Source organism: Lysinibacillus sp. BS3, assembly GCF_039614735.1.
Taxonomy (GTDB): domain Bacteria; phylum Bacillota; class Bacilli; order Bacillales_A; family Planococcaceae; genus Lysinibacillus; species Lysinibacillus capsici.
The window spans coordinates 3,270,831-3,291,504 of record NZ_CP154860.1; the positions used below are offsets into that span (position 1 = coordinate 3,270,831).

The following is a 20,674-nucleotide window of genomic DNA, read 5'->3' on the forward strand; positions in this document are numbered from 1 at the left end:
ATATTTCCTGGTATAAAAAAGAAGTATGCTCAGATCTAACTTATTTTCAGTTGATTAAAAATTTGGCTGAAATACCAATTTCCAATTCCTTGTTAGGGCTTTTTACTTATTTTGTCATGACTTATATGTAAAGGAATTTGATGATTATTGTTATGGGAATAAAATGAAAAAAGGTTATTTCTTTATTCTTAAATAAAGAAATAACCTTTTCTATTGTTGCTAAGGCCGCGGATTACCAAATATGCCCGGTAAAATATTAGGGAGTCCTGGTATTAATGGTGGTGGGAAACCAGGATATTGCCCCCCTGGACGTGGCGGATAAGGTTGCGGTGGATAAGGCTGTGGTGGATAAGGACGTGGCGGATAAGGTTGCGGTGGATAAGGCTGTGGTGGGTATGGCCGCGGTGGATAAGGTTGAGGCGGATATGGTGGATATGGTGGTGGGTATGGCGGCGGATAGGAACTACCAGGAGGTGTTCCTGTACCTGCAGCAGTGATTTGACTAACATCCACAGTCACTATTTGACCATTATCTAACTGAATTTCAGCAGTTCTTCCTCCAGTACCGAATGTCCGAATTAATGTACCTGAATAAGTACCAGTAGGGAGTGTTACCCATATTTTCATACCTGGGCGAAATTGACTGTTAAAATCATCAGGGGCTAATCTAGGATAAACCAATGAAACACACCTTTCTTCATTTTTTCTAACATATGCCTATTACGATTTTTGTCATAGGCTATAGGCTATGGATGCTTAAGTTCGAATTTGTTATAAAATAAAACGATTTTCATTATAATAAGGGAAAAAGCTAAAAGGATGTTTAGCACATGGCAATTATTAAGATAAAAAAAATAAACATACAAAATTTACGAAATGTACGACAGGGTGAGATTGTTCTCACAGTAAATTTTGAGACATTTCTACAAGCGAATGTTGTTGGCCTATATGGACAAAATGGCTCTGGAAAGACAACCATTGTAGATGCATTTAGTTTATTGAAGACACTTCTATCAGGATGGCTTGCTGAAGTGAAGTTGCCCTCTCAAAAGAAGCGACTTATATTGGCAGGAGAGCAAACAGCTAGCATGGATGTAGAATTTCTAGTTCAGAATCAATTCGGTACATTTTTTGTGAATTACTATGTGGAGCTACAGGAGGATCAACATCGACTATATACTACGTTGGAGCGCCTTACCTATCGAGAAAACACGAAAGGGAAGCGATCAAAGATTTTAGTGGCTGTGACGGAGAGGGATGTACAAATTCGTCAATCGAAACTGGATGATTTGAGTGAACAAGCACGAATTCAATTACTGGTTATTCAACAGTTAGCAAGAAAACAATATATGTCATTTTTATTCCATAAAGATATAAAGACATTATTACAGGAACGGCTTTCTGAGCTAGAAATGCAGTTGCTACAAAATATTGCTGTTGATTTTAGTCGAGACTTACATGTTGTTAATACTCAAAATATTGCCCCACTATTTGAAGAACGGATGATGCCATTCAGTATTCATTTAGAGAAAACAAGAGGTCTTATTCCTTATGATTTAAATGGACCAGCTTTATTACCAGAGGATGCATTCTATGCATTATGTGAAGTTATTGAACAAAGTAATCAAGTGCTCTCAGCAATTATTCCTGGTCTGACGATTAAAATTAATATCATTACAAAGCAAATGATGGACAGTGGCGAGCAAGGAATTCGTTTTGAATTTTTGTCTCAGCGCGGGGAGCAGGAATTACCGCTACGAACAGAGTCAGAGGGAATTTTAAAGATCATTTCTATTCTTAGTGTATTAATTGCTGTATACAATAATCCGAATGCATGCGTGGTTATTGATGAATTAGATTCAGGTGTATTTGAATATTTGTTAGGTGAGTTGTTAACAGTGATAGATGAGGATGGAAAAGGGCAACTTATTTTTACTTCCCATAATCTACGTGTGTTAGAGGTGCTAGCTATTAAAAATTTATGGTTTACGACAACAAATGAACATCACCGTTATATGCAGCTAAAAGGTATTAAAGAAGTGAATAACGCTAGAGATGTCTATTTACGTGCTATCCAGCTTGGCGGGCAAGAGGAAGAGATATATAAGGAAACTAAAACATTTAAAATAAAGCGGGCTTTTCGTAAAGCAGGTGTTCAACATGACTAAAAAAGTACTTTTGATTATTGTGGAAGGGCAGACGGAGCAAATTATTTTAGAGGATTATTTAGATGCTCATTTTGCGAACTCCACAATACGTTTTGATGTACAACGAGAAGATATCTTAACAAAGTGGGATGCGCACAAACGAATACCGAATATTAAAAACAGTGTTGTACGAGTGATTCAAAGCTATCTTGAAAAATATAAATTTTTAGCCAATGATTTAACAGCGGTTGTTCATATTACAGATGCAGATGGATGCTTTATCTCACCAGAGTGCGTCAAGGTAGATGAGCGTATCGAGCAAAACTTATTTTATACAGAGGATGCTATTTTAGTGAAGTCGGATAAACGCAAAGAACAAATAGAACAACGTAATGATATGAAGGCTAAGAATGCTAGAATTTTGATTGCCAATGACCACTTTAGCATTAACCGTATGAAAGTACCTTATCAATTATTTTATTTTTCTACGAATTTAGAACATGTCTTATGGAATGAGCGCAATGAAATCCCAACAGAAAAAATACAAAAAGCAGATGAATTTATGGACAATCTGACATGCACGATTGAGGAATATTTAAGCACCTATCTCCCAGTTAGTTCAGAGTTGTCTTATAGGGAAAAAATAAAGAAAAGTTGGTCATTTTTAATGGAAGGCTGTCATTCATTGCATCGTGGCACGAATGTACCGCTATTGTTTGAAATGATTAAAACAGATGTAAAGTAAAAACAGGTGACGAATGGAGTCACCTGTTTTTATCTAGAGTACGTTAGTGCATTTGCTCATAGCTTCGAATATGAGTTAATATAGCTGGATCTTTAATTTTTGTATCTTCACATAGTAATAAGAGCTTGGTCATGATCTCAGCCGTCCGTGGATCATCATCCACCATCGGTAAGAAAATTCGTCCACGATGCTGAGATGGGACAGCAATAATTGGGATCATGGAACCGCCTATTTGATGCACCACACCACTTCCTAAATGTAAGGAGTAACTTGCTAGCTTACCTTCTATGAGGGCATGTTGCTTTTTCACTTCCACATTGTTTAGCTTCAATAATTTAGCCAATTCTTCTACGATAATACTGCGCATTTCAACAGTAGAATGACTTGCCTCAGGGTCTACACCACCAACATGAGCTACGCTGACAACAAGATCAATATCTCGCATAACCTCAGAGAATATCGCAGCTGGAATATCATCTAAAACGATATCTTTGCCTGTTAGTCGATCATAGAAGTAAACACCTTCGATTGCAGGTGCTTCAATTTCTGCTGGCGTAAACCAATCTGCCTGTGCATACAAGGATGCCACAATATTTTCCTTATAATATACTTTACGTGGTCCTGTTTCATAGCTGATTTGCCAGCCACGTGTTTTCAACAGGGCTACTGTTTGTGAAGGATTTACTTGATGCCCTGCATAGCGCAATGAATGTTTCTGTGCTTTTTCATCAGCATTGATGAGATATAACTCACGGAACACTTGCTTAAATGGCTGTTTAATGTTGTGCTCGAACATATAGGATTGCCACTGTCTCCATTGACCGCTCTCTAGAAGATGGTAAGGATGAGCAATCTTTATAGAGGACGTAGGAGCAAGGTTCACAATGTCAGCCGATAAAAGCTGTAAACCTTCTGATGTCAGCATTCCAACGTAATTATCGCTAATAAATAGTAGTTTTTGTAACAGCGGAGCTAGAATCGGATGAGCTAATAAATGAATGAGCTCCTCGACCGAAAATACTGTTTCTAATTCCATTGCTTGCTCAAGCGCTGGGCGTGCTCGTTTATATTGTTCTTGTAAGTCTTTTCGGGCTTCCTGCAAGGTTACAATATCAGCATGCTTTTTTAATGCAGCAGGAACGTTCTTTAGACGTTTACCATCCTTTTCAACAATAATAGCTACAGAGGCATCATCCTCTATTTGTAGATGGGCTGTAATTTGCTCGATTTGTTGTGCTTTAAATAAATGCTTCATATCGTTAAAGGCAGATAACTCCATACGCCATGTGAAGCGAGTGGCTTCTCCATCCCCTGCATTGCGCGCTAAATTTTCTAGAGCGATACTTGCTGCTCGAGCCTCACTTGCGCGGCGTTGAGCACCAAATTGCTTACTTTCCTTCAAAAACTGTTGAATAAATTGATAGCGTGTCAGGGCGTCTTTGTCATCTGATTTTATGAAAGGGATAAGACCAAGTGCGCGCAGTTTATCTTTATTGCGTTTATCTTGAATTTCTTGCATTAACGTTTTTGGACTGAGTTTACCGATGGCTGTATCGGCATAAAGCTGTGCCCGACGATGGTTGGCTCCTTCAGAAGCATATTTTGCAGCATCATAAACAAGTTTGAATTTCTTAGCTCCAAGTGTTTGATAGGCGCTTTGGAACCAAGCTAAATCGAATGCACCATCACGGAAATCCTCAGCAGTGATGCTAGAGAAAAGGGCAATCTGATCTTTGGCAAAGTCGGATAAAGAATCTGTGGTGTGAGCAATAAAATACCAGGCTGATTCTTTTAGTCCATCCCAGCCAATCACTTCACTTACAAGGTCTATCCAATGCTGGTTATACATCATTGCTTCAATTAATCGTTCTTTAGAAATGTCTGTTTTCTGCCAAGCTTCTTTTAATTGCTGCGCTGTTTCTTCTTTTTTGGGGTAACAGTTAGTTAGCAATCGGGAGAATACATCCTTTTTCGTTTCTGCCTGCCAAATATATCCTCTCGCAAGCTTTTCTCCGTCAAGTGCCTGTAGAATCTGTAAGAAATAATCAATACCCTCAAAATAAGAAATGCTACTAGCAAGCTTTGTTACAGCAGTAGGCGTATCACCACGTTTTAGCTCTATGGCTAAAATACGATCAATCGCTTGTTCACGAATAGCAAAGAAATCTGTTAAATCTTCAAACGATTGTTGATAGCGTTCTTGTAACTTAGTTGGCTCATTAAATATTTCTGAAGCGAGCGTGTTGGTAAATATGGCTTCAAATAAGTGATCTTGCGTAAATAAACCAACTTTCATGGCGTCTAAATATTGGAACAAAGATAAATTGTAGACGTTTGGGCTATAGCTTGCATTTTTCATACGCTTTGTTAGCTCTTCATTAACAGCTAGCATTTTGACATATTCACCATAGGTTGAGTAATCAGACCAGCATCGATCAACGAATGACTCAACGACATCTAAATCGATAATAGTAGAAGTGGAACGATAGTAATAATAACCCTTCTCTCGAACATCAAGTTGCCACTGATCAGCAGGGATTTGTTTGAATATCTGTAACATTATGCCTACTGCCTGTTCGAAGCGATTAAATTCGGGTGCATGCTTTTCGAGTAATGAAAGTGCTTCCTGATGCAGCACTGTATCACCTGAGATTTTGTCGATGTCTTGGGATAGCACTGAGAAAATCTGTTGAATTGTATCGTCATATTTCAAGGAATTAAATTGCGCAACACGTACTTTTAAATCTTTGTATTGGAAGAACGGTTTGATTAGTGTATGAGCTGCTTCGGAAAGATCATGAGCAGCAGGGTATTCTGATAGATTATGGTAAAAATTAAAATAGGCTAAGTCCTCATTACTAAATAATGCTGTCTTCATCCATTGAACAATTTCTTCGGGGATAGGATAAGCATCAAGACTAGCATGTCGTTGATTATCCGATTTAGTTGCCATTACACTATATCTTTGTCCTAATGTAGTGCTAATGGGAGTGTCATTCCATTGGTATGTTTCATATTCTAGTTCAGCATGTTGATCTAAAACCTGAATAAGCTGTTCAAGCTTAGATAATAACTTATCAACATCATATTGAAAGAATTTTTCAAAAGGTGTAGGTGCCTGTACATAAAGTGGAGCAAGCTGTTGCCAAGGCTCTACACCATTCATTTGAATGGCTCCATCCGAAATACAGCCATATTGAATAGGGGGATGTGGTGTATACAAGCCAAAGCCATTACTCTCGTTATACTCAGGGACATCCCTTGTAATTAATTGCTCTAACAAAACTTGCTCGTTTTTAGTTACTTTTGGTAATAAGGAGCATAAAGCTGTAATTTGCTCGCTTGCTAAGTTGTATTGCTTAGAGGCTACTAGTAGTAATTCAAGCCCTCCAAGTCTCTTTAACTGCTTACTATCTTTTATCAGCCTTTCAGCACTTTGTAACAGATTATTCTGTGCCTGAACTTTTAAGAGTGAAATAGCCTCTTTACGAAGTGCACCTGATTTATTAGCTAAAAGATCTTCAATTTTTGCTATTTCTTCTTCTGTTGGTGTTAGAGCATGTATTTTCTTTAACGCAAGAGAACGATTGATGGAACTGCGATCCCGTAATGAATTAAATAAAAATTCACGTTGACCTTCTGTGACAGGGTCAAGACAATAAATATTCAGTAGGCCGATTCTGCTAGATGGTGAGTAAGAATCTGCATGCTCAATAATTCGTTGGAATAATGCCTCGTCTTGTACATGATGGGCTAAAATAATTTGTGTTGAAATTAAATCTTCTAATGACAAATGGACATGGACAAAGGATAGAGGTTTACCTGTAATGTTAAGTCCATCTTTCGTAATTTCATTTTTTGCCCACTCAAGCTGTTCAAATAAAAGGTATTCAATCCCTTGTAACTGTGTGTTTTCTTGCATGAAGGTTTGAAGGATTTGCGCCCATTCATTGTCTCTTGCATACTCACTATTAATATGGTGATTAGCATAAAGAAAATTGCCCCATGCAAAGGCAAACAACTCGATATCTTTTGTTGATAAGATTAAATCCTTTACAAATGGCGCAGTGAAGGAAATTTTCGATAAGTTTTTCAAAAAGGCAAGCGTTGTAAGTTGGATATGCTTGTCACGCTTTAAGAGTATTGTTACAAGGTCATTTAACTTCGTATAGTCCTTTGTAGCAGTAGCCCATAATACAACATAAATATCAATTGTACGTTCACTTTTTAACAATTGCTCAACAAAGCTGTCTTCTTCGATTGCTTGGATGGCTAATGCAAGAACTTCCTCTGTTATTTTTTGATTTTCGAAACTATTATAGCCAAGTCCCATCCAAGTATCGACTGCTCGAATTACAGAGGAGAAGCGTGTTAGGCGATGTTCCTGAATAAGCTTCATCATGTTGAGTTGTGCATCAAGATTGCCATGGTCAATATTTTCTACTATTGCCTGTCGTAAACCTTCTTGTCGTGCAGCTGCTAATAAGAGTTTGCCAAGTGCATCATGCATCCGATGATTACTTGATTTAAAAATACCTCGAATGAATGGATGGCCGAAAAAGCTACTTTGATGTTCATCAAATAAAATACCTTCTACTGCTTCTTCAATTGACGGGTTTTCTAATGATAGTTCTTCAGCAAGCAACTGCTCAAAGACATTAAAACCCATTACTTTTGTATTTTCATTCTTTAAGACATAGGAGCTATAGTTTGGATAGGTTCCATGCTCATATTGACGATGATTCGTTAACAACTCCTGCAAAGTAATTTCCTCAAATGTCAGCATTTCTTCTATTAACTGTAAACATTGAAACAGATGGTCTTGCACTGGTTGAGAAGAACGAAAAGATCGACGTAAAACACCTCTTTGGAACATTGTAGCATCAAAGCGTAATGCTAGTTTCTTGATCTTAAGTGCACGTTCTTGTGAAGAAAACATGGTAAGCACTTCAAATAATGGTCCACTAAATAGTTCTTCAAGTGAGGAATATTGCTGAGCAGCTATAAGCGTTTCAATGTCATAATCTCTATTGTCCATGTATTTTAACAATGCAGCTGCTAAAGGCTGTATTGCTATAGGTGCAGAATCAACTATACTTTGAAAATGTATTTTTTGTTCATGTGAAAGTGTCATATAAATCCCTCCTTACCAAATTCGTCCTGCAAGCATAGTAAGTTTAATAAATGTAAAGACATCGTCTTCCTGTATGTTTAATGGTGTAGAAAGAGAATCTAAAGATTCTTCATTATGAAGGACTAAAAACAGCTCGTCCTGAAAGGCTTGAAGCATTGTGGAAATAGCTTGATCCACTGACTGTACAGTATCCTTTTTCTTTTCTCCAAAATGTACTTTGCCATATTGAGCAGCTTCTTCTAGTTGCTGATCCGATAAATAAACATGAAGTGGTGTATCTACCATTTTCTCATTAAATTGTTGAACCTGCTGTGTAACAAGCTGAACAAGTAAATCTTGTAACGTTATGACAGGCTCTTCAATTGAAAATGAAATTTTTTCAAGTTTACGAGACTTCTTACCGATTACTTTTTGCTGGTAAAATAAACGCAATCTAACACCTCCTTACAATAATTTCATTATACAAGAGTGAGAACAGGGAAAAGAATAAGGCATACGACGCTAGTTGCGTAAAAAAATTTGGGAAAAGTGTTATCAAAAGTAGCCTGCTACAACTGATTTGTAGGGTAGAAAGTGGGTAAAAATTTACTGAAGATTATGCGGAAAATAGAACATTTGTACGATTATTGTTATCAAGATAAGTATCATTTTGCGTTTTTTTATTCTAATAACGGTGAAGAAGCAGAATATATTACTCAGGTAACTTTTTAGACATACGTATTTAAAAGAACATTCTTTCATGAAATCTCGTAAACGAAGATTATTCTCATTAGTATTAAATAGGTGACATAATACAGCCTACTATTTATTTGCTATAAATAGTGGTGTACTTTTGTGGAGTTGTTAAGAGACATCTTTTCATCTCTGATTTCATAAGCTTTATAGGTATGATTTTATAAAGCTAGAAGGAGGCAAAATCATTCAAATACACGTTGTACGGGCTGGCGAGTCTTTATGGGGAATTGCACAGGCGTATGGGGCTACGGTTCAGAGCATTATAGATGCCAATCAAATTCCAGAGCCAAATCGTTTAGTTGTGGGGCAAGCTCTTGTAATCCCGATTGTCGGAAGCTTTTATTATGTACAGCCAGGTGATAGCCTATGGTCAATTGGCCAACGTTTCGGTATTAATTATGTAACACTTGCACAAGTAAATGGCATTAATCCAAATCAACCATTAGCAGTTGGAACGAGATTATATATCCCACAGCCACCAAAAACAAGGGCAGAAACATTAGCCTATTTAGAGCCGAGAGGAACATCAGTTAGTGAAGCACTCTTGAATCAAGCGAGGGAAGCGGGTCCTAATTTAACATATTTAGCTTTATTTAGCTATGAGGCTAGGCGTGATGGTACTTTACAGAAGCCACCAAGCCAAGGTGTGACACAAATTGCAAATGATACGGGAGCATCAATGGCAATGGTTATTTCTAATTTGGAGAATTTTAGTTTTAGTGGTGAATTAGCGAGAGATATTTTTCAAAGTACAGCTGTTCAAGATTTATTATTTGATAATATTCTTGCAGAAGCAAAGCGACTTGGGGATGTTAAAGATATCCACTTTGACTTCGAAAATTTGCCAGCAGATCAACGACAAGCCTATAACAATTTTTTAAGAAGAGCTGTAGAAAAATTTCACGCTCAAGGATATACAGTGTCTACAGCATTAGCTCCTAAAACAAGTGATAGTGAACGAGGACCATGGACAGCGGCACATGATTATAGAGCACATGGGGAAATCGTGGACTTTGTTTTACTCATGACTTATGAATGGGGATATTCAGCTGGCCCACCAATGGCCGTTTCACCTCTCCCAGAGGTAGAAGCAGTTGTAAAATATGCGGTGAGTGAAATACCTGCAAGCAAAATTATGTTAGGGCAAAATTTATATGGCTACGATTGGACGTTACCTTTTGTTCAGGGGGGACCGTATGCAGAAGCGCTTAGTCCACAGCGAGCCATTGAAATTGCTAAACGTTATAATGCAGCAATTCAGTATGATTGGAGAGCCCAAGCACCATTTTTTGAATACTATGATGAGCAAGGTAGGGCGCATATGGTATGGTTTGAAGATGCTAGATCTATTCAAGCTAAATTCAATCTCATTAAACAATATAACCTTCGTGGTATTGGTTATTGGAAATTAGGACTACCATTCCCTCAGAACTGGGTGTTAATTGGTGCCAATTTTGATGTGGTAAAGAAATGAGAAAATGAAGAAAAAAGGACGGATTGCCCAATGTATTTTCTTCGAAGAGGAAATTATCTGTAAAATTCATTTCTAATTATGGGTAAATATATTATAATTATGGTAAATAGTATTTTAGGAGGTATATTTTGGGTAAATTTAAAAAGTTAGGTATTATTTTAACAACTACTGCATTTTCTGTTGGTATTCTAGCACCCGTTTCACAAGCTTCTGCAAATGTGAAAGAACCTTCAGAGCGTATTGCAATACAGTTGGCTGCCTCAGAGACGAAAGTGACAAAAGGTATGCTAATTAACAAATTACGTGCACTATTCCCTGAAGAGTTCAAATTTGTAGCTGATAATGAGTTTAATTCTGGAGGCGGTCATTTCTTTAGAGATGATACAACGGTCCGTTATGATTTGAACTTCCATAAAACGGTAAATGGTAAAGATGTATATGGTGGTTTTACATTTAAAGGTGAAGATTTAGAGTTAGAACATTTCTATTATCAGCCAGCTAATATCGCTGAAGCAGTATATCCCGCAAAATATTCAGAGACTGAAGCAAAAAAAATTGCAGATGACTTCCTAAGAAAATTTGCGAAAATAGAGAACTATAAACTCCGTGAAGATGGCTTCGGTTATTACAATGACATTAATCGTCCATTATCACAACCTATTACCTACTCATTTGTTTATTCACCAACCTATAATGGAGTGCTTATTGGCGATCAAAGTATCACTATAGATGTTCTTGCTAATGGTCAAATAACAGGAATGTATAAAAATACAGAATCAATTGGTAAAGCAACCTTTGATAGCTCAAGCCAGAAAAAAAATGAGGAAGAAATTGTTGCACAAGTACGTGATAACTTAGCAGTTGAACTTCGTTATTACGTTGACTATTTTAGCGATCAACGTAATGTGAAGCTTGTCTATATGCCAGCAACAGGATTTAATGGTGTACATGCATTAACGGGTCAATGGCAAACAACGAATGGCTTCTCTACACAAGTTCCTAAGACGAAAAGGGCTGAGAAAATATCCTCACAGCAATTACCACCAAGAAAAAGCGGTATGACAGTAGCAGAAGTTGAGGAATTCGCTAAAAATTTATTAAAAGTTGATGAAGACAAGGCAAAGCTCACTATTGATATGGTTGACGAAAGAGAAAATGACAATGGTGAAACGGTTTATACAGTAAATTACATGTATATGTACAATAATGGCGGGTCTGGTACCTCTTTAGAAATTAATAAGGCAACAGGCGATATCGTACAGTATCACGATATTATGAGAGATTTTATCAACACTGACAAAACAACTACCCTCTCTAAGGATGCGGCATTAGCAAAGGCTGTTGAATACTTAAAGCAATGGGCTCCATCCTATTTACATGAGTATTCGATGCCAATTGATGATCCTGTACATGATGATTATAGTAAAGATTATTACTTCTCCTTCCCACGCATCGTAAACGGAATTGCGGTTGTTGGAGATGAAATAAACGTAGGTATTGGCTCTGATGGATCATTACGTTCATTGAATGTTAATAAACAAAAGATTAATAACTGGCCTTCTCTTAGTCAAGTAATCTCTGCTGATAAAGCAAAAGAAGCATATAGTAAGGCCCTTACATTACAACTACAATATGTAAAGCAGGATACTGAAGGTAAACAACATTATGATCTAGTCTATGCTCCAACTTACAACGGTAGCTTAGTTAATCAAATTGATGCAATTACTGGTGAATGGTTGTATGAGGTAGATGGCTCAAAAGAAAAGCAATCTATTTCACACCCAACAGCAGCCAATGAATTAAATTATCTTCTACATCAAAATGTATTAGAGATAAAAGATATAGCAAACTTTAATGCTGATGCTGCTGTGACAAAGGGAGAAGCATTAAAGATTCTACTAAAATCTTTAACATATGGCCATTTTGGTAGTGGCGATGGTGAAAAGCAAACCTTCAGCAATATCGATAAAAACCATCCATTATATGGAGTGGTTGAACAAGCTGTAAGAATGGGAATTTTACAGCCAGCAAACCAATTCGCTTTGGATGAAACATTGACTCGTCAAGAGCTAGCAGTATGGGCTGTTAAAGCAATGCAATTGGAGAATGTTGCAAAGTATAAGGATATTTACAAATTAAACTTTGCGGATGCAGCTTCTATTGATCCAGCGTATACAGGCTATATAGCAATAGCAAATGGGATGGGGCTGATTGATACACAGCAAAATAACTTTAATGCTACCAAGAGTGTGTCATATGCCGATTTGGCTGTGTCAACAGTTCGTTTAGCAAAAGCTATTCAAGAAAATAAAGTGGATCGTAACTTCTATTATTAAGTCGCATTCCATGAAAAGGGTATCTCCTTATTTGTAGGAGATGCCCTTTTTAGGTTAGTTTGTAGAAGAATGGGGAAATAATATGTAAAGAAAGGAGTGAATAAATTGAAATTGAAATTTATTTTAGTGATTTCTTTAATGACTGTTATTCTTTACGGCTGTAATAAGGATGAGGTAAAAGATGTGCCTGCAAATGCTCCAGCAGATCAGAATGCTACTCAACAGACGGGTGAGACGCCAACTGACCAAGTGACATTTAATTTTTTAGAGTTTTCTTTAGATGTTGATTACTCTGCAACGGAGTCTTATGAGGTAGAATATGAGGATAAAAAAACAGGAATAGAAGCAAAATTAGAAGATGATCGAAAAAATGAAAAACTGCAGGGCGATGAAGCTTATACTAAATTAGAGCCGTTATTTAAGCAGTTGAATTTTGATTCTACAACATCTAATGATGAAGTGATTGATCAAGTAATCAAAGTATTCAATATTGAAGATAACTATCAATCCATTGAAGTGGATGTCGAATTTGTAGACGGCAATGAAAAGGAATTTAAACGAATTAAATAATAAAAACAAGCCAGCTAGCTGATTTAATCAGTTAGCTGGCTTTACATTCATTTACATTCTCGTACCCAATGTCGATGTTTAGCAAGGGCATGAACAAAAGATTTTGGATCGGTTGCAACCCCATGTTTATTGGCTATATGCTGTAAAAATAAAACATTTTCCGTATAACCTATTGTTTTACAGTGCTGATAGGCTTGTTCAATAAACTGTTCTGCTTTTGCTTGTTCATAGGAATTCTGAAAGGCTCCTGTAACATAAACCCCATCATAAAGAACTGAGGAGGTAGTAGCAAATGTTTCGTGAATTTCATAACCGCTTACTATGCCTTGTTTATTACTTACTAGTTCAACTACGATATCTTCACTTAAAAATGTAGCAATAAGTTCATTTAATTTTTCACTACTATTTTCTGTAACAATTACAGCTACTTTATTAGATTTGACACTTTCCTTTGCATTGATTACTTGGCTAACAGCAGGAGAAGTTTGTTGAATATGTGGTACTTCCACTTCTACAGGTGGAACTATACCAATACGCTCAGCGATAGCTGAAGCAAGTGAGTAACTGACATGAGCATACATGTCTACAACTTGTTTTCGAATCGCTTTATTTTTTACTTTGCCAAGTTCAAAGCTAAAGGCATCGATAATATGCTTTTTCTCAATATCTGTCATACTAAGCCAGAATAATCTTGCTTGAGAAAAATGGTCTTTGAAGCTCTCACTACGTGCACGTACTTTATGCCCTTCAACTTTTTCTTCATAATGCTTATATCCACCATCTGCTTCAGAAACAGGATGTGGTGTATTATTGGCTAAGGAATTTTTATGGTAGCTAACTTGTCCCACATTAATGGTTTGTCGGCCATAGCCATCTCGTTGGTTATTATGAAATGGACAAATTGGTTTATTAATAGGAAGCTCATGGAAATTAGGTCCTCCCAGTCGTATTAACTGTGTATCGGTGTAGGAGAATAAACGACCTTGTAATAAAGGATCATTTGAAAAATCAATGCCAGGCACAACATGCCCGACATGGAATGCGGCTTGTTCCGTTTCTGCAAAAAAATTATCCACATTTTTATTCAAGGTCATTTTCCCAAGAATGCGTACTGGAATTTCTTCTTCAGGCCATATTTTCGTGGCATCAAGAATATCGAAGCTAAATTTGAATTCATCTTCAACGGGAATAAGTTGCACACCAAGCTCCCACTCTGGGAAATACCCACGTTCAATGGATTCCCATAAATCTCTGCGGTGAAAATCGGGATCTTTTCCAGCAATAATTTGTGCTTCATCCCATACTAATGATTTTACCCCAAGTACGGGTTTCCAATGAAATTTAACAAAGTGGGCTTTTCCTTCGGCATTGATAAAGCGATAAGTATTAACTCCGAAGCCCTCCATCATTCGATAGCTTCGTGGAATCGATCTATCTGACATATGCCACATAACCATATGAGCAGACTCCTGATTATTTGCAATGAAATCCCAAAAAGTATCATGGGCACTTTGTGCTTGTGGTATTTCGTTATTTGGTTCGGGCTTTACAGCGTGTACAAAATCGGGGAATTTAATAGCATCTTGAATAAAAAATACTGGTATGTTATTTCCAACTAAATCATAATTGCCCTCTTGTGTATAAAACTTAGTAGCAAAGCCGCGTGCATCACGAACAGTATCTGCAGAGCCTTTAGACCCGGCAACGGTAGAGAAGCGGACAAAAACAGGGGTTTTAGTGCCTTTTCCATTTAAAAATTGAGCCTTTGTAATATCACTTGCGCATTCATAAGTTTCAAAAATTCCATGAGCGGCTGAGCCACGTGCGTGTACTACTCGTTCAGGAATTCGTTCATGGTCAAAGTGAGTCATTTTTTCACGGAAATGAAAATCCTCTAGTAAAGTGGGTCCTCGCTCACCTGCTTTTAGTGAATGTTCATCTTCCGATATTTTTAATCCTTGATTGGTTGTGAGAGGTTGATCTTTATCACTTACTCGGAATGCTTCTAGCTGTTGTTGTTTTTGATTGACATCTTTTTTCATTTAGAATCCTCCTTTATAAGTTACAACTACCTTCTACCCGAACGAAAAGATGACAAACATAAAGAAACAAATTGTTTGCTGTTTAAAAATGTATATGTTATTATTATCTCGAATTAGAGATAATTAAATTCGAAGTAAAAAGAGGGAGTCGTATGAAGCAAAACAATCGTAACTTAAAAGCATTTACGGTCTTGTTCCGAGCATATCAAACGATTCAAGATGCAACTAGAAGAGATTTACTTCAATTCGATTTAAATCAAACTGAATTTTCGGTTCTTGAATTTTTGTATCACCATGGAGAACAACCAGTTCAAATGATTGGTAAAAAAATATTAATTGCAAGCAGTAGTATTACTTATGTGATTGATAAGCTCGAGCAAAAGGGCTATGTGTACCGTAAGGCATGTCCAAGAGATCGTCGTGTTACGTACGTATTACTAACGCTTGAGGGACAGGTTTTGATGGAAGAAATATTCCCTAAGCATGAACAGAAAATAAATGAGATATTTGAAGTATTGGAAGCCCAGGAGCTGGACAACATGATTTTATCACTTAAAAAAGTTGGCAAGAACGCCACTAACCAATAAAAAAATTTAAATATATATCTCGATATCGAGATATATAGGAGGAGCATACTATGAATCATTTAAAAGGTGTACACCATGTAACGGCTATCACAAGTAGTGCTGAAGAAAATTATAAATTCTTTACCTATGTTTTAGGAATGCGCTTAATAAAGAAAACAGTGAATCAGGATGACATTCAAACATACCATTTATTCTTTGCAGATGATAAGGGTAGTGCGGGTACAGATATGACGTTCTTTGATTTCCCTAATATCCCAAAAGGTGTACATGGTACAAATGAAATTTCAAAGACTTCTTTCCGTGTACCAACGGATGCTGCTTTAGATTATTGGATAAAGCGCTTTGACCGTTTAAATGTGAAGCATACAGGTATGAAAGAACAGTTTGGTAAAAAAACACTATCTTTCGTAGATTTTGATGATCAGCACTATCAGTTAATTTCTGATGAGCACAATACAGGTGTGGCGGCAGGTACGCCTTGGCAGAATGGCCCCATCCCACTTGAGTATGCCATTACAGGTTTAGGACCAGTTTTTGTCCGTGTCGCTAATTTTAAATACTTTAAGGATGTTTTAGAAAAGGTAATGCTTTTTACAGAGATTGCAGATGAAGGGGACTTCCATTTATTTGAAGTAGGCGAGGGAGGAAATGGCGCCCAGATTATTGTCGAGCACAACACAGTGTTACCCGTTGCTCGTCAAGGTTTTGGTACTGTTCACCATGCTGCCTTTCGTGTAGAGGATCGTTCGGTATTAGATGAATGGACTGCACGTTTCGAAAGTTTTGGTTTCCACACTTCTGGCTATGTAAATCGTCATTTCTTTGAATCATTGTATGCACGAGTAGCTCCGCAGATTTTATTTGAATTGGCTACAGATGGTCCAGGATTTATGGGCGATGAACCATATGAAACATTAGGAGAAAAACTGTCATTACCACCATTTTTAGAACCAAAACGTGAACAGATTGAAAGTCTTGTTCGTCCGATTGACACTGTAAGAAGTTCCATTATGTTCGATAAAGAATATGAGTAACACAATTTCATCCAGTTGGGAAAGCAAAGCCCCACTGGATGTATACATAACTGTATTGGGGGATAAAAAAATGGAATTTTCCAAGCTGATTGATAAGCGTCGCTCTGCTAATAATTTTATCAAGGACGTTAAAATGACTGAAGAAGATATACGCCCTATTTTGGAGGATGTTAAGCTTGCCCCTTCAGCATTTAACTTACAGCATGCTAATTATATTGTTGTGCTGGATGAGGATATGAAAGAAAAGGTGAGAGAGGCAGCATATGGTCAATATAAAGTACATTCAGCTTCAGGTGTAATTCTTGTACTAGGTGACAAGGAAGCATATAAAAATACTGCTGAGTTAAGTCAGGGCATGGTGGATTTAGGCATAATTACAGCGGGTGAACTAGAGGATATTGTAGCAGAGAATACAAGATTTTATGAGGATCGCGGTGAAGGATTCATGAAAGATGAAGCCATTCGTAATGCTTCTCTGTCTGCAATGTTATTCATGCTAGCTGCGAAAAATCGTGGTTGGGACACTTGCCCAATGATTGGCTTTGATAATCAGAAAATGCGTGAGCTTTTCAATGTGCCAGAAACACATGAAATAGCCTTAATGATTACTATTGGAAAAGAAAAAGAAAGCAGTCGTCGATTACGTGGGTATCGCAAGCCAGTTGAAGAATTTGCCATTTATTATTGAAATGGTATAAAATACAATAGCTATACAAATACTATGAATAATGTACATTTAGGAGGAAACATCATGAAAGTAGTAGCAATCGTAGGTAGTATCCGTAAAGAATCTTATAATATGCAATTAGCTCAATTTATTCAAAAACGTTATACAGAAAAGTTAGATCTTGAAGTATTAAGCTTAAAGGACCTACCAATGTATAATCAAGATATTGAAAATGAGGCTCCACAAGCAGTTCTTGATTTTAAAGCAAAAGTAAAAGCTGCAGACGCTGTACTTTGGGTTACACCAGAATATAATGGTACAGTTCCTGGGGTTATGGTAAATGCTATTGATTGGCTATCTCGTGTAGATAAAGTAATGATTGGCAAACCATCTATCATTATGGGTGCATCAATGGGGAATTTAGGTACTGTAAAAGCACAATTACATTTACGTGATATTTTATTCTCTCCAGGCATTAACTCACCATTACTTAGCGGTAATGACGTTTATATTGGTGCTGTTCACACTAAATTTGATGAAGAAGGCAATTTAACTGATGAAGGTACAGTGAAATTCCTTGACGTAGTTATTGATAATTTCTTAAGTTGGGCAAAAAAATACGTTTAATTAAAATATAACCCATAAGTATACAATATACTTATGGGTTATATTGTTGAAAAAAAGAGGATGTCACTAGCAAAAAAAGCTCTTTTGTTAAGGCGAATGGTTGATTTCGGTTCCGCTAGCGTCCGATGCCGCTTCCCTCAATTCCGTTCGCTCTAGGGTCTACTCTGTGACGCTAGCTCCTCTCCCATCAACCATACATCAAGAGATTATTTTTCATATTAGCAGTAGCGGATAAAATAGCCCATTAGAGAAATGATAGGCACTTGGAGAAGTGATTAGTTACCCATAAAATCTTTGCTAAGATGGTAATTCTTGTGAAACGGCAAGCCTTTTTCATACAAATTCTAATGAATGTTCAATACTATGACCCATAGGTATACAATATACTTATGGGCATTTTTTGTTTGGAAAGATGCTACTTCTGCATGAAATCTTCACACTTTCAAGATATACTTTTAAGAAATTCTAAAATGGTGGTTACGGATGAGAAAATTATCATTAAAGCTGGGCATTATCTTCTTCATCACATTGTTTTGTATTGAAACCTTTATGATGTTTTTTTTGCATGTTTCCTTGACGAATTCTAGAGTGGAAGAGGAACTAGAGCGTTTACAAGCGAGAGGAAATTCACATCGTACTATATTAGAACAGAACTTCAATAATGAAACACTAGCACATGTCGTTCTTATGGAATCAGAAGCAAGTACAGATGTCGTGGTGACTGACCATTTCGGGACAATCCTTGCATCCTCACAGCCACATCAAGAAATCAGTGATCTGATTCGTGAAATAGAGGGGGAAATACCTTATGAAGGAAGGGTTTTACAAGACAATTGGCAAGAAGTTAAAGCAATTGCGACTATAAGCCCTATTCAAAATCAGCAAGGAACGATTGGCTATGTATTTATGTTTCAAAATACCGATTCCATCCATGCATTAATGAAACGGCTGAATAAGCATTTTCTCATCGTGGGTATTGTATCTGGTCTAGTCAGTATTGCAGTCATTGTTGTTCTATCTCGTAAGCTGGCTAAGCCACTTATTCAAATGAAAGAGGCTACATTGAAAATGAGTAAGGGTGATTTTACAGTTGCTCTTTCTACGAATGGAAAAGATGAGCTTGGGGATTTATCAAATGCTATCCAGCTTTTATCCAATGATTTAAATCATCTAAGGCAAGAGCGTAAGGAGTTTTTATCGAGTATTGCACATGAGCTTCGTACACCGCTAACTTTTATTAAAGGCTATACAGACATTCTTGCTAAACGGGATTTAACAGGGCAAGATCGTCAAAAGTATTTAGCTATTATAATAGAAGAAACAAATAGACTTTCTAGATTAATCAAAGATTTATTTGATTTAGCGAAAATGGATGAAAACTCATTTGTAATTGAAAAACATTGCTTACATTTAGAGCCGTTTTTTACAAGCATTGAAGAAAAATTAAGTCCCGCTTTTCAAGATAAAGGTATCTATTTAGTTGTACGTTGTGATAATGGCTTAACACTATGTGCAGATGAAGCAAGACTTGAGCAAATTCTGATTAATCTATTAAATAATGCATTAATCTATTGTGCACCAGGAGATATGACTACAGTCACTGTAAAACAAGACAGTGGAATTTTAAGCATCATCGTTGAAGACACAGGGAAAGGAATTCCAAAGAAGGATTTACCGTATATTTTTGATCGGTTTTATCGAGTGGAAAAATCACGTAGTCGTGCTTTAGGTGGATCTGGACTTGGGCTTGCTATTGTCAAGGAGCTAGTACAAGCACATGGGGGAGAAATAAAGGTTAGAAGTGAAATAAATAAAGGGACTACTTTTGAATTATCATTTAAAGGAGTAGAAATGAATGAAAACGATTTTATGCATTGATGATGAACCAAGAATGTTAGATTTATTAACCCTTTATTTGGAACCACTATTTAATTGTAGAGCAATGTCTTCTATACAAGAGGCATTGCATTTTTTAGAAGAAGAGCATGTGGATTTAGTTCTTTTGGATATTATGATGCCAGAGATGGATGGGTGGCAGGTTTGCCAGGAAATTAGGAAGTTTTGGGATGTTCCTATCATTATGCTTACTGCAAAAGGAGAACACGCTGATATTGTAAAAGGTTTAAATCTTGGTGCTGATGACTACGTTTTAAAGCCTTTTGATGAGGAAGAATTGTTAGCACGCATACATGCTGTATTAAGAAGAACGATATCTGAAGAAAAAGTGATTAACTTTGAAGGGCTTTGTTTAGATAGAGAGTCCTTTGAAGTATATTTTCAACATAAGGCAATTCCATTAACACCAAAGGAATTTGCCATGCTCGCCCTATTTTTAGATTATCAAAATAGAGCATTTTCTAGAGAACACCTTATACATGCCGTTTGGGGATATGATGTAACGATTGAAGATCGTACCATTGATTCACATGTACGTAATTTACGAGAAAAATTAAGAAAAAGTGGTTTTCCGGCGGATGATTACTTGCAAACCGTTTGGGGCATCGGCTATAAATGGCATAAGTCTGCAAAGAGAAAGCAAATGGAACATAAAAGCTAGAAAATAACCTCTACCAGAA

15 protein-coding genes are annotated in these 20,674 nt (G+C 36.9%); 11 read left to right on the forward strand and 4 right to left on the reverse strand.

All coding sequences use genetic code 11. The features are described 5' to 3' along the window. Positions 1-219: 219 nt before the first annotated feature. Positions 220-681, reverse strand: a complete 462-nt coding sequence (locus AAJG31_RS16150) for a hypothetical protein (RefSeq protein WP_009374122.1) — start codon at positions 679-681, stop codon at positions 220-222. A gap of 149 nt (positions 682-830) precedes the next feature. On the opposite strand from AAJG31_RS16150, the gene AAJG31_RS16155 reads away from it, so the two are divergent. Together AAJG31_RS16155 and AAJG31_RS16160 are read left to right on the forward strand one after the other, a co-directional pair. After that, on the forward strand, positions 831-2,168 hold the full coding sequence (locus tag AAJG31_RS16155) for an ATP-binding protein (protein WP_259951103.1): 1,338 nt from the start codon (positions 831-833) through the stop codon (positions 2,166-2,168). Next, a complete protein-coding gene (locus AAJG31_RS16160) occupies positions 2,161-2,892 on the forward strand; it encodes a hypothetical protein (protein WP_279493201.1) in 732 nt (243 codons plus the stop codon). The genes AAJG31_RS16155 and AAJG31_RS16160 overlap by 8 nt, the downstream gene beginning before the upstream one ends. Before the next feature lie 43 nt (positions 2,893-2,935). Here the strand turns inward: AAJG31_RS16160 and AAJG31_RS16165 are convergent, their stop codons facing one another. After that, on the reverse strand, positions 2,936-8,026 hold the full coding sequence (locus AAJG31_RS16165) for a DUF4132 domain-containing protein (RefSeq protein WP_279493200.1): 5,091 nt from the start codon (positions 8,024-8,026) through the stop codon (positions 2,936-2,938). Between the two features lie 12 nt (positions 8,027-8,038). After that, positions 8,039-8,458 carry a hypothetical protein gene (locus tag AAJG31_RS16170; RefSeq protein ID WP_048394944.1) on the reverse strand — a complete coding sequence of 140 codons (420 nt, stop codon included), beginning with the start codon at positions 8,456-8,458 and terminating at the stop codon, positions 8,039-8,041. Between the two features lie 487 nt (positions 8,459-8,945). Here AAJG31_RS16170 and AAJG31_RS16175 point away from each other — a divergent pair, with 487 nt between their 5' ends. The 3 genes from AAJG31_RS16175 (at position 8,946) to AAJG31_RS16185 (ending at position 13,141) form a co-directional block, all read left to right on the forward strand. Continuing rightward, on the forward strand, positions 8,946-10,235 hold the full coding sequence (locus AAJG31_RS16175) for a glycoside hydrolase family 18 protein (RefSeq protein ID WP_269899053.1): 1,290 nt from the start codon (positions 8,946-8,948) through the stop codon (positions 10,233-10,235). A 128-nt stretch (positions 10,236-10,363) separates the two neighbouring features. Next, the gene (locus AAJG31_RS16180; protein WP_279493198.1) at positions 10,364-12,571 is read left to right on the forward strand and encodes a YcdB/YcdC domain-containing protein; all 2,208 of its coding nucleotides are present in this window, start codon (positions 10,364-10,366) and stop codon (positions 12,569-12,571) included. Between the two features lie 96 nt (positions 12,572-12,667). Then, a complete protein-coding gene (locus AAJG31_RS16185) occupies positions 12,668-13,141 on the forward strand; it encodes a YusW family protein (RefSeq protein ID WP_231595732.1) in 474 nt (157 codons plus the stop codon). A 47-nt stretch (positions 13,142-13,188) separates the two neighbouring features. Here AAJG31_RS16185 and AAJG31_RS16190 read toward each other — a convergent pair whose 3' ends face one another. Then, positions 13,189-15,183 carry a catalase gene (locus AAJG31_RS16190; protein WP_048394948.1) on the reverse strand — a complete coding sequence of 665 codons (1,995 nt, stop codon included), beginning with the start codon at positions 15,181-15,183 and terminating at the stop codon, positions 13,189-13,191. 152 nt (positions 15,184-15,335) lie between these two features. Between AAJG31_RS16190 and AAJG31_RS16195 the strand changes: the two genes are divergently transcribed. From AAJG31_RS16195 to AAJG31_RS16220, 6 genes are all read left to right on the forward strand, one after another. Further along, a complete protein-coding gene (locus tag AAJG31_RS16195; protein WP_004224400.1) occupies positions 15,336-15,770 on the forward strand; it encodes a MarR family transcriptional regulator in 435 nt (144 codons plus the stop codon). Positions 15,771-15,820: 50 nt separating this feature from the next. After that, entirely contained in the window at positions 15,821-16,804 is a 984-nt protein-coding gene (locus AAJG31_RS16200) for a ring-cleaving dioxygenase (RefSeq protein WP_048394949.1), read from the forward strand. A gap of 70 nt (positions 16,805-16,874) precedes the next feature. After that, positions 16,875-17,492 (forward strand): nitroreductase family protein, encoded by a 618-nt coding sequence (locus AAJG31_RS16205; RefSeq protein WP_004224402.1) that lies wholly within the window; start codon positions 16,875-16,877, stop codon positions 17,490-17,492. A gap of 63 nt (positions 17,493-17,555) precedes the next feature. Further along, positions 17,556-18,098 carry an NADPH-dependent FMN reductase gene (locus AAJG31_RS16210; protein WP_048394950.1) on the forward strand — a complete coding sequence of 181 codons (543 nt, stop codon included), beginning with the start codon at positions 17,556-17,558 and terminating at the stop codon, positions 18,096-18,098. A 483-nt stretch (positions 18,099-18,581) separates the two neighbouring features. Continuing rightward, positions 18,582-19,976, forward strand: coding sequence for an ATP-binding protein (locus AAJG31_RS16215; RefSeq protein WP_175400776.1), 1,395 nt, complete (start codon positions 18,582-18,584; stop codon positions 19,974-19,976). After that, positions 19,954-20,655, forward strand: coding sequence for a response regulator transcription factor (locus tag AAJG31_RS16220; RefSeq protein WP_048394952.1), 702 nt, complete (start codon positions 19,954-19,956; stop codon positions 20,653-20,655). The genes AAJG31_RS16215 and AAJG31_RS16220 overlap by 23 nt, the downstream gene beginning before the upstream one ends. Positions 20,656-20,674: the final 19 nt, after the last annotated feature.